This window comes from Pseudorhodoplanes sp. (genome assembly GCF_046289595.1).
In the GTDB taxonomy this organism is placed as follows: domain Bacteria; phylum Pseudomonadota; class Alphaproteobacteria; order Rhizobiales; family Xanthobacteraceae; genus Pseudorhodoplanes.
In genome coordinates this window covers 1-9,165 of record NZ_JBKBVB010000100.1, presented here as the reverse complement: position 1 = coordinate 9,165, position 9,165 = coordinate 1, and the positions used below count along the sequence as shown (strand labels likewise).

14 protein-coding genes are annotated in these 9,165 nt (G+C 64.5%); 10 read left to right on the top strand and 4 right to left on the bottom strand.

The window, feature by feature from the left end:
• Window positions 1–162: 162 nt before the first annotated feature.
• The 6 genes from ACK41X_RS17815 (at window position 163) to ACK41X_RS17790 (ending at window position 3,843) form a co-directional block, all read left to right on the top strand.
• Window positions 163–633 (top strand): hotdog domain-containing protein, encoded by a 471-nt coding sequence (locus tag ACK41X_RS17815; protein WP_409726078.1) that lies wholly within the window; start codon window positions 163–165, stop codon window positions 631–633.
• Between the two features lie 74 nt (window positions 634–707).
• A complete protein-coding gene (locus ACK41X_RS17810) occupies window positions 708–1,289 on the top strand; it encodes a hypothetical protein (protein WP_409726076.1) in 582 nt (193 codons plus the stop codon).
• A 53-nt stretch (window positions 1,290–1,342) separates the two neighbouring features.
• Window positions 1,343–1,498, top strand: a complete 156-nt coding sequence (locus tag ACK41X_RS17805) for a hypothetical protein (protein WP_409726074.1) — start codon at window positions 1,343–1,345, stop codon at window positions 1,496–1,498.
• Between the two features lie 81 nt (window positions 1,499–1,579).
• The gene (locus ACK41X_RS17800; RefSeq protein WP_409726072.1) at window positions 1,580–1,747 is read left to right on the top strand and encodes a hypothetical protein; all 168 of its coding nucleotides are present in this window, start codon (window positions 1,580–1,582) and stop codon (window positions 1,745–1,747) included.
• Between the two features lie 29 nt (window positions 1,748–1,776).
• Complete coding sequence (locus ACK41X_RS17795; RefSeq protein ID WP_409726070.1) at window positions 1,777–2,142, top strand: hypothetical protein; 366 nt, start codon at window positions 1,777–1,779, stop codon at window positions 2,140–2,142.
• Between the two features lie 147 nt (window positions 2,143–2,289).
• Complete coding sequence (locus ACK41X_RS17790) at window positions 2,290–3,843, top strand: caspase family protein (RefSeq protein WP_409726068.1); 1,554 nt, start codon at window positions 2,290–2,292, stop codon at window positions 3,841–3,843.
• 111 nt (window positions 3,844–3,954) lie between these two features.
• Here the strand turns inward: ACK41X_RS17790 and ACK41X_RS17785 are convergent, their stop codons facing one another.
• The 3 genes from ACK41X_RS17785 to ACK41X_RS17775 all read right to left on the bottom strand — a co-directional run bounded on the left by ACK41X_RS17785 (window position 3,955) and on the right by ACK41X_RS17775 (window position 5,563).
• On the bottom strand, window positions 3,955–4,350 hold the full coding sequence (locus ACK41X_RS17785; protein ID WP_409726066.1) for a hypothetical protein: 396 nt from the start codon (window positions 4,348–4,350) through the stop codon (window positions 3,955–3,957).
• A 157-nt stretch (window positions 4,351–4,507) separates the two neighbouring features.
• Window positions 4,508–5,032, bottom strand: coding sequence for a hypothetical protein (locus ACK41X_RS17780; RefSeq protein WP_409726064.1), 525 nt, complete (start codon window positions 5,030–5,032; stop codon window positions 4,508–4,510).
• Between the two features lie 96 nt (window positions 5,033–5,128).
• Entirely contained in the window at window positions 5,129–5,563 is a 435-nt protein-coding gene (locus tag ACK41X_RS17775) for a nuclear transport factor 2 family protein (RefSeq protein ID WP_409726062.1), read from the bottom strand.
• Between the two features lie 364 nt (window positions 5,564–5,927).
• On the opposite strand from ACK41X_RS17775, the gene ACK41X_RS17770 reads away from it, so the two are divergent.
• From ACK41X_RS17770 to ACK41X_RS17755, 4 genes are all read left to right on the top strand, one after another.
• Window positions 5,928–6,245 carry a hypothetical protein gene (locus ACK41X_RS17770; RefSeq protein WP_409726060.1) on the top strand — a complete coding sequence of 106 codons (318 nt, stop codon included), beginning with the start codon at window positions 5,928–5,930 and terminating at the stop codon, window positions 6,243–6,245.
• A gap of 353 nt (window positions 6,246–6,598) precedes the next feature.
• Complete coding sequence (locus ACK41X_RS17765) at window positions 6,599–6,907, top strand: hypothetical protein (protein WP_409726058.1); 309 nt, start codon at window positions 6,599–6,601, stop codon at window positions 6,905–6,907.
• Between the two features lie 41 nt (window positions 6,908–6,948).
• Window positions 6,949–7,704: a transporter substrate-binding domain-containing protein gene (locus ACK41X_RS17760; RefSeq protein WP_409726056.1), complete on the top strand. Its 756-nt coding sequence runs from the start codon at window positions 6,949–6,951 to the stop codon at window positions 7,702–7,704.
• 269 nt (window positions 7,705–7,973) lie between these two features.
• Window positions 7,974–8,234 (top strand): hypothetical protein, encoded by a 261-nt coding sequence (locus tag ACK41X_RS17755; RefSeq protein WP_409726054.1) that lies wholly within the window; start codon window positions 7,974–7,976, stop codon window positions 8,232–8,234.
• 55 nt (window positions 8,235–8,289) lie between these two features.
• Here ACK41X_RS17755 and ACK41X_RS17750 read toward each other — a convergent pair whose 3' ends face one another.
• Window positions 8,290–8,916, bottom strand: a complete 627-nt coding sequence (locus ACK41X_RS17750) for a hypothetical protein (protein ID WP_409726052.1) — start codon at window positions 8,914–8,916, stop codon at window positions 8,290–8,292.
• Window positions 8,917–9,165 lie beyond the last annotated feature (249 nt).

Below are 9,165 nucleotides of genomic sequence, written 5' to 3'. Positions count from 1 at the left end.
GGGGGGATCGTTTTCACACACCCCCCCTACTTCCCCCCCGCCCCCCCCCCTTACCGGATGACGAATCGCGGACAATACTGCGGCAGGGGCAGAGGTCGCCGTGACGACAAGACGGGCGAAGGCGTGCCGGGGATAGCGCTCCGGCTGCAGGCGGGGAACTGAATGCCAGCCAACGCGGCAGCAGCGACGTCGAGCATGTTCGGCTTGCGTGCGGCGAGTCGGCTGATGCTGGAAGTGATTCCGCCCTGGACCCAGGACATGGGGCTGCTGATCGAGGCGGTCGAGGCCTGGCGGCCGGCAGGGGCCGGTCCGGACTGGAGTCCCGGCGCGGTGCTGCGCCTGCCCTTCAGCCGCAAACTTTGCGCCGACGGCAAAACCGTTTCGCCCCAGGCCATGATGGCATTGGCCGATGCCGCGATGATTTTTGCCTGCGCGGCGGCCTGGAATGGCTATCGGCCCATGAATGCAGTCGACCAGACTGCGCATTTCCTCGGTCCGGCTCATTCCGATCTGCTTGCCGATGCGCGCATCCTCCGCGCTGGCACCACCACGACATTCGGCCGTGTTTCGATCATCGGGGCGTGGAATCACCAGCCGGTGGCCATGGTGTCCGCGGCTTGTGTCGTCGTTTAGCGGTCGCGCGGAACCTCAGCGAGACCGCTGCGTTGGCCGACCGGGGTCCGATCTGGATCGAGGACCACGGGACCATGACACGCGTGACCAAACTGACATTGCTGACGGCCGCTGCCGCCTTGCTGGCCGGCACGGCGTTCGCCCAAGCGCCGGCGGAGATGCGCAGCGATCCCGGCACGGCAAACCCGTCCCAGCCGCAGACTCAATCAGAGACCGCACCGCCCGCAGCGGGAAATCCCGAAGCCACTGTCGGGCTCCGACCGGCGGATCAACCGGTCAACAACGCGAATCCGCGCGTCGCAGGCGAAGTCGTGCCCTCGTCGCAGGCCACCGCCGCGCATGACGAGTCGATTTTCGAGCACGACCGGCAGCCCATCATCAGCCACACCTTCAACTTTACTGCGGATCAAAAGCGCGACATCGCAGCGGCGCTGGCCGGCGAGGATGCGGTTGCGGTGGACGCAAAAGCGGATTTCACAGAATCGGTGGTGGTGCCGCCGTCGGTTCCGCTGCAGCCGGTGCCGGACCGGATCGCGCAGCAGATGCCGTGGGTGAAGCGCTATCTTTTCGTGAAGACGAAAGATGCGATCGTGCTGGTCGATCCGATTGGCCGCTATGTTGCGGCTGTTATCGATTCTTCAAGCACCGCGCTTTAGTTGGTTGGCACGCCGCGGCGTGTGCTGACGGCGGCGGGGGCGAGGTACGGGACATGCCGGAACTGCGTAGCCTGAGGCTGGTCGGTTGGGCCTATGGCGGCGTTGTGGCCGTCGTCGCGATCATTGCGCTGCTTGTGGTTACCGCCAATATCGAGCACGGCGTCGAAGCTGCGGCGTCAGCTCCGCTCGTGGTGTCATCGAGCCGCTGATCGGCCGGGATGACCGCAGCCATGCGACGGAACCGATAACGGGCGACTGCGTTGGTTTGCGGAACTTCGTGGAGCAAGCCGATGCCGAACCTTTCAACCGAAAAACGTGGTGGCAACCCCGATCTTGAGATCCAGCCGGCGCAGTCCGTCAAAGAGCGTGACCTCGCTGAGCGCAAGCTTGAGCAAGGGCTGGAAGAGAGTATGGCCGGCTCCGATCCGGTGAGCGTCACCCAGCCTGCAGCGGACTAATCCGCACGGTGCCACTGACGGGGAGCCGCATGGTCATGCTTCGTCCTGCTCCATTCCTTGCGGTCTTGCTGGTGCCCTTCACTGCGCTTGCGCAAACCGCGGGAACGGATGCGGCGCAGCCCGGTATCGGGCTGACCGACGACCACAGGCGCATCATCTACCGTGAAATCGGAGAAGCACCGTCGCGTGCCATTCCGGACGGCGCACCGGTCGAGATCGGCGCCGAGATTCCCGATTCTGTCATCCTCAATGAGATGCCGATTGCGCTGAAAGACCAGGTCGGCGTCCTGCGCGATTTCAAATTCGCCAAGGCGCCGGGAGAGACCATCGTGATCGTGGACCCGGCCAAGCGGCAGATCGTCGACATCGTGACCCGGCGCGATGGAACGCGATAACACCGGTTCAACAAGCCTGCATCGCCAAATCGTGCAACGGCGAACAAACTCGCGTGAACCTTGACCTGAGATCCTGCGACCCAGCTTGGAGGAGTTCTGCCGGGCTGTTAGAATTGACCTCAATCTCTCGGGCTTAGCGGGCAGGTCATGCGTCTTGCAGCGATCCTTTGCGGCGTGTGGGCCGCGCTCGGCATCGGCATTTGCGAAGCGCGGGCCGAGAAACGCGTAGCACTCATCGTCGGCAACGGCGCCTATCAGAACGCCGCGCCGCTCAGCAATCCGGCGCGCGACGCCAGGGCGATCGGCGAGCTGTTGCGGCGCTCCGGCTTCGATGTGGTGGAAACCAGGCTCGACCTCGGCAATCTGGAATTCAAACGCGCCGCGCGCGAATTCGCCGGATCGGTGCGCGATGCCGATATCGCGGTCGTGTATTTCGCAGGCCACGGCATCGAGGTAAATGGCACCAACTATCTGCTGCCGGTCGATGCCAAGCTGGTCAGCGATTTCGATGTCGAGGATGAAGCGCTGTCGCTCGACCGCGTGATGCGCGCCATCGAACCGGCGCGCCGGCTTCGTCTCGTGATTCTCGATGCATGCCGCGACAACCCGTTTGTGGGCCGCATGAAGCGAAGCGTGTCGACGCGCAATGTCAGCGGCGGGCTGGCCAAGGTCGAGCCGCTCACCACCGAGACGCTGGTCGCGTTCGCGACCGGACCCGGCGCGACGGCCGATGACGGGACCGGAGAGAACAGCCCGTTCGCGGCGGCGCTTTTGAAGAATATCGCGGTTCCGGGGCGGGATATCCGGATTGCGCTCGGGCATGTGCGGGACGATGTGGTGCGGGCCACCGGCGGCCGGCAGGAGCCGTATGTCGCCGGCTCGCTCGGCGGTGCCGAACTGGCGCTCGTGCCGCACGCCGTGAAGGGGCAGGAGCCGACACGGCAGATCGCGGTCTTGCCGAACCCGGATGCGGCGCAGCACGCGATCGATCCGCAGCGCGATTACGAGCTTGCAGAACGCGTTGGCACCCGTGAAGCCTGGGACGCGTTTCTGGCGGTACATCCCTCAGGCTTCTATGCCTCGCTTGCGCGCCAGCAGCGCGCCAGACTGGAGCCGCCGAGCGCGCCCGCGGCGCAGCCCCCGGTGCAGCAGCCGCAGATTGCGGTCCTGCCCGCTCCGGATCCAGCCGGATCAAGACCCGAACCGCGCGTCGACTTGCGTGCGGTTGCGCATGATCTTGAGGAGCAGCTGGCGCGCGTGGGTTGCGATCCGGGTGCGGTGGACGGCGCCTGGACCAAGAGATCGCAGGACGCGCTGGCCGAATTCAATCGCCGGGCCGGCCTGAAGCTGGACACGCGCAATCCGAGCGTCAGCGCGCTGGAAGCGGTGCGGGTGCAGCGGGGCCGTATTTGCCCGCTTGTCTGCGCAACCGGGCAACGCGTCGAGGGCGATCGATGCGTTGCGATCCCTGCCGCCGCTCCAAAAACACCGGTCAAGAAGGACGCAGCCCGCCCGCCGGCGCGCAAGCCCGAGCCGTCATCGCGCAGGGCGGCACCGCCGCGCGAAGCCCGCCGCGAGCGCATCACGCCGCCGACCGATCGCGAGATTTTCGGAAGCGGTGGCGGACGCCCCGCGGTCCCGCCGGTCTCGATCGGCATCGGCGGCGGCCGCGGCGGCATCGGGATCGGTTTTGGTTTCTGAAATCGCTGTCGCCTGAAGCGGACACCGCCTCGTGTTGGGAAAACGCGCCAACGCCCGAATTCAGAGTCTTTTCGCGATCGAACAAAGGCGAAAAGACTCTCGTGTCGGCGTTCAGTCGCTGTTGCGGGGCGGCGTCGCCGCCATGGCGCCGGCGCCCGGACGCAGTTGTGCGAGCGTATCGTTGATAACCTTCATGGTGGCCACCGCCGACTGGCTGAGCCCGGCATAACCGGTGATTTCGCGGCGCACCCGCTCACCTTCGCTGTGCAGGAGCGAGCGGATGGTCTGGAGCTCCGCGATCAGACGGTCGATTTCGGCAACGGTCGCTCCGGAGACCCGCTCGAGCAGGGAATTGAGATTCTCGGACTCCGCCTGCGACGTCGCGATCGGCTCGGCCGAACCCGGACGCCGCGTCGACATATCGCGTCGAATGAATTCTCTGATCTCGCCTTCAAACTCACTGGAGGCCTGGCGTTCGACATCGCCGAGTCGCTTGATAGCCGTCATACTGAAACTCCTTCCATCTACGCGGGTTTGTCTCCCGCGCGATCCCCCGGATCGACGCGATTGCCGCATGCCAAAAAGGCATGAGCCGCGCGGCAGGATGGCCATGTCGGGGAGCGAATCGGGCGAATTTGGCGACAAATACCGCGCGCAGACGCACCTAACGCGGTCGGCCGAGCACGGTCTGCCAGCCGGACTTGCCCTCGCAATCGCGGGTCTGTCGCCAATAGACAAGACCCGGCGCGGGCTGTTTGCCTTCCATGCGCCAGCGGCCTTCGGCGCGGCAGATCCGCCGCGTCAGCCGGCCGGTGGTGCCGGCAATCTCGTTCTCGGCCGGCAGCAGGACCACCGATGATAACGCACCCATCCGCCGGCCCTCGGGGCGATGAAATTCCAGGCGGCGCGCGCCCCCGCCCTCGCGGGTCGTTGCGAATACGACTCGGATCAGGGCCTGGCCCCCGTCATTGCAGGGCTGCAGAAACACGGAGCCGCCGGCAAACGGACGCCGGGTCACGGGGCCGGAAGGGGTTTTGCAGCCAAGGCTTTTCGCGACGGCTTGCGGCACGTCCTTCTCGGTCAGCATTTCGATGTCCGCAGTTTGGGCAGCGGCTTCGCTGGCAAAACCTGCGAATTGCGCAGCTGTCGCCGCCACCACCAGGGCCAGGGCCGCTGACAACATCCTCATGAGCCTGCTCCGCCTGCGCCGCATCTGGCACGCGCGCACGCGAATTAAGCCAAAGTGTCGGCCGGTTGCAATGGCACGCTGCGGCGACCCTGCCCGTCAGGCCACTGCGGAGAGGTCGATATGCCGGCCGATCAATTGTTCGACGGCGTCGAAGGAGTCGAACACCGCGCGCAGCCCCATCAGTTTTCCGTCTTCTGCGAATTGCGCGAACAGGGCGACCCGCAGACTGAGCATGCGGCGGGAGCGCAGGTCCCGCGCATTGATCCGCAGCATGCTGGCGGCGTGCGCGCCATCGGTAAGGGTGCGCTCCATCTCGCAGCCGCGCAATTGCAGGCTGCCGGTCAGGCGCTTGAGCATTGCGAGGACAGCCGCCTTGCCCTTGCAGTGACCGAAGAATGGAAACAGGTCTACCGGGCCGAACACGGTCCAGTCGACATCGTCGTGGATCAGCGGCGCAATATGCGCCGGCTCGCGCATCGAAAGCGCGTCGCAGAACGCGCGGGCAAAGCCGCGCATGGGATGGTCGGACATAGTTCACGATGCTCCGAAAGTACGGTGGCGCCGGCCGTGCCCGTCTGGCCCGGAAAAACCGGGTGTGCTGCCGCGCCTCAAATTATTTGAAATATAAAGCAAATCGTTGCCAAGATCAACCAAAATTGTTGCATCGCAACAATTCCAGAAAATCTATTAAAGTCAATGCGTTGCTAAGATTTTACTGACCCGCTGACGTAATTATTTCGCTATTGCGACTGGCGCTTGGGGGCTGCAGCGTTTATATATGGCGGGCCGGTTGAGCGTCCTGCTCCCGGCGCGCGCGGGATGTGCGCTTCCATTCAAACGATGTTTCGCCAGCGCTCGCCGCTGCGATTCGTAATCAGGCGACAGGAGTGACGAGATGGCGAACGAGCCCCAGTCCATCAACCGCGCGCGCTGGCAGGCGCAGGTCCGCGACCTTTCCGGATTCGATTTCAGCGCGCCCGCCGAGCTTTATCCGAGCCGCAGCCGCCGGGTGCGTGGGCCGTTTGGCTACAAGCGTTTCAATTCCGCCGCCGAGGCTTTGCGCTTTGCGATCGAGGATATGCCCGGAAGTTCGCTGCTCGGAGCGACGCTGGAAGTGAACGAGGCGCGCTACACCGAGGCGGAAATGCGCGCGCTGTATGACAGCCCGGCGTTCCCGCTGAAGCGCGCTGCCAAAAAGAAAACCGCTGCCTGACGTTTGGCGGAGACCGCTGCGCGGAGCATGATCCGTGCAGGCGCCGCCGCATCGCTTGCGATCGCTGCTTGCGGCTATTTCTTTCCGCTTTGCGATTGTGCGGCTTTGTAGGCCGAAAGCTGTTTCACCTTGTTGGTGTCGGCTTTCGGCTTTTTCTTTTCCTTGGCCGAACGCATCTGTCCTTTGGCCATGACGCTTCTCCTTGACCGGCTCTCCGCCTGCTGTCATTGCAACGTCAAATTTATCATCTTTCCGCAGGCTTGGCGAAAATTTAGGGAAAGCTGCCGCGATACAATTCCCCTGCGCGCGTCGATGCGGTAGCGTTGCCGAAACCTGTCCCGGAGACTGCATTCATGGCTTTTCCGACGCCGCTCGCGCTCATGATTCCGCTGGCCTTTGCCGTGTCCGACACGCTTCCGCGTTTCAACATCGAGCCGACCTGCAAGGGCGGGCTGGACAGTCCGGGGCTGAACGAACGCTACGATCGCTGCATCGCCGAGGAGAACGCGGCGCGGAAGAAGCTGGAAGCCAACTGGTCCGGCTATCCGGCCGGGGATCGCACAGTCTGCGCGCGCACGGCTGGGATGGCGTCGGGCAGCTATGTCGAATTGCTGACCTGCCTTGAGATGGACGCCGACGCGCGCAAGTTGAAGTTCAGATAGCGCCCCGTTCTCCGGTCCCCCACCGCATTCTGAGGCCCTGCATGACCGAGGCTATCGCCGACGTTGTCCGCGAGCTTGCACCGGGCGGCACCCTTCGCGCCGCCATCAATTACGGCAACGGCGTTCTGGCGCAGCGCGGCGACAGCGAGCAGGAGCCGCGCGGCACCGCGTCCGATCTCGCCCGTGAACTGGCGAGGCGGCTCGGCGTGCCGGTCCATTTCGTGTCTTTCGAGGGCGCAGGCGGGGTGTTCGACGCGGCAGGCGCCGTGCTGCCGGATCCTCGGGCATGGGACATTGCCTTTCTCGCTATTGAGCCTGCGCGCGCCACCGAGATCGCCTTTACCGCGCCTTACGTTCTGATCGAAGGCACCTACCTCGTCCGTGGCGATGCCTCGTACAAAAGCGTAGCCGAACTCGACGCACCGGGCCGCCGCATCCTGGTGACACCGAAATCCGCCTACGATCTCTATCTCACCCGTACATTGCAGCATGCCGAACTGGTTCGCCTGCCGCCGCCCGATCCGGCGGATGTTGCCGGGCTGTTCGCACGCGAGCGGCTCGACGCCATCGGCGGCGTGCGTCAGCTGATCGGAAAGTATGTCGCCGCCAATCCGGACCTGCGGCTTTTGCCCGACAGCTTCATGCAGATCCGCCAGGCGATGGGAACGAAGCCATCCCGGCCGGCCGGCGCACGCTATCTCCGCGGCTTTGTCGAGGAGATGAAGGCTTCGGGCTTTGTCGCCGAGGCGCTGGCGCGCAGCGGCCAAAGTGCGACGGTTGCGCCGGCGGAGGCGTAAGCCGTTTTTCCGATGCTCGCATTTTGAACCGACTCGGCTTCGGCGCGATAGGACGATGGCGCCGGTCGGACGCCGGTATGCGGCTTTCGCCGACAAATCGAAGAATGCCAAAGCGGCGTAGATCGCCGACGGAACAATCCTGTGCAGACGTTCAGTCCGCGTTCGTTCCCCGGCCATGCAGAAATAATCCCCCTGCATTCCTTGTTGCAGCCGGAACGATCCGTTTTCCGTTCCGTTGATGCGAAGTGAATAAAACAGAGGGAAACCGTATGAAGAAACTTCTCATGATTGTCGCCGCCGTTGCCGTCGTCGGTTTTGCAGCGCCCGCGAGCGCGCAGGTGAACATCCGCGCTGGCGAAAGCGGCGTGAATGTCCGCGTCGGCCCGGGCTATGATCGCGGCTATCATCGCGGTCACGCGCGCAAGCATTATCGTGGGCATTATGCGCGCGGCAATTGCCGCACCATCCGCTCGCGCACCGTGACGCCGTCGGGCCGCGTGGTGTACTCCACGCGCCGTGTCTGCCGATAACACCGGGTAAAACGAACGGATAGACGGCTCGCGAATGGGCGGCCGTTTATCCGCATCACTCCGTGAATTTCAGCATCACCTGATCGAGCACCGGGTCCGCTTTCCGCATCGCCTCGCTGTCCGACATCAGGCTTTGTTCGCCGATGTAAACGGCGGCGTTGTCCGCCCCGGCCCGCATCGCAAAGCGCAGCACGAGCGTACAGCCGCCGGCCTGCGTCTCCAGCGCTCCGCCTTTCCAGTCCAGCGTGGTTCCGCCGTAGTCGAAGCCGAAGCCCCAGAGCTCGATTGGCCGCCCGTTCAGCGCTTCCACCTCAGACAGCGGCATGCCGCGGCGGATGCCTTGTTCCGTGCGCCACGTCGCGTCGATGCCGGTGCGGATTTCGGACGCCTTGCGCCGCCGTTTCGCGTCGATCCAGAGCACCTCGACGCGGCGCGCCGGATCGCGCGGGAAGATCACGCTCGCAACCTGCATCTCGCCTTCGCCGATGCCAACAGCTTCGACGGCGACATTTCGCTTGCCGAACGCTTTGACGATGCGCTCATGGCTGACGTCTTTCGAGAATGGGCCGCTGCAGCCGATGACCTGCGGCGCGCCGCGCGGTGCCGCATCGGCGGGTGACGACAGAAGCATGAGAGCGAGCAGGAAGCCCGCGCGGCTTGCGATCGGACGGACGGACGGCATGCCGACGGGTCTTTAGTCGATCGGAAGAGGCACGTCAGCAGCGGCACCCTCGCCCGGATGCTTTGCCCGTTTCCCGCCGCCACAGTCACGGCGGTCCGGGGGCGCGTCGCGGGAGGTGTCGCGACAGCGCCCCCATGCCACTTTCCGGCAAGCCCGGGGAGATGACAGGCGTGCCGGATTTCCGTCGATTTTTCAGTCGCTAACATCTTATACTGTGCTATATTGTCGCATGCGTCAATAGGTACAAGT

Coding starts and splice junctions, on each gene's coding strand:
- ACK41X_RS17815 (WP_409726078.1), top strand. CDS start 163: ATGCCAGCCAACGCGGCAGCAGCGACGTCGAGCATGTTCGGCTTGCGT.
- ACK41X_RS17810 (WP_409726076.1), top strand. CDS start 708: ATGACACGCGTGACCAAACTGACATTGCTGACGGCCGCTGCCGCCTTG.
- ACK41X_RS17805 (WP_409726074.1), top strand. CDS start 1,343: ATGCCGGAACTGCGTAGCCTGAGGCTGGTCGGTTGGGCCTATGGCGGC.
- ACK41X_RS17800 (WP_409726072.1), top strand. CDS start 1,580: ATGCCGAACCTTTCAACCGAAAAACGTGGTGGCAACCCCGATCTTGAG.
- ACK41X_RS17795 (WP_409726070.1), top strand. CDS start 1,777: ATGGTCATGCTTCGTCCTGCTCCATTCCTTGCGGTCTTGCTGGTGCCC.
- ACK41X_RS17790 (WP_409726068.1), top strand. CDS start 2,290: ATGCGTCTTGCAGCGATCCTTTGCGGCGTGTGGGCCGCGCTCGGCATC.
- ACK41X_RS17785 (WP_409726066.1), bottom strand. CDS start 4,350: ATGACGGCTATCAAGCGACTCGGCGATGTCGAACGCCAGGCCTCCAGT.
- ACK41X_RS17780 (WP_409726064.1), bottom strand. CDS start 5,032: ATGAGGATGTTGTCAGCGGCCCTGGCCCTGGTGGTGGCGGCGACAGCT.
- ACK41X_RS17775 (WP_409726062.1), bottom strand. CDS start 5,563: ATGTCCGACCATCCCATGCGCGGCTTTGCCCGCGCGTTCTGCGACGCG.
- ACK41X_RS17770 (WP_409726060.1), top strand. CDS start 5,928: ATGGCGAACGAGCCCCAGTCCATCAACCGCGCGCGCTGGCAGGCGCAG.
- ACK41X_RS17765 (WP_409726058.1), top strand. CDS start 6,599: ATGGCTTTTCCGACGCCGCTCGCGCTCATGATTCCGCTGGCCTTTGCC.
- ACK41X_RS17760 (WP_409726056.1), top strand. CDS start 6,949: ATGACCGAGGCTATCGCCGACGTTGTCCGCGAGCTTGCACCGGGCGGC.
- ACK41X_RS17755 (WP_409726054.1), top strand. CDS start 7,974: ATGAAGAAACTTCTCATGATTGTCGCCGCCGTTGCCGTCGTCGGTTTT.
- ACK41X_RS17750 (WP_409726052.1), bottom strand. CDS start 8,916: ATGCCGTCCGTCCGTCCGATCGCAAGCCGCGCGGGCTTCCTGCTCGCT.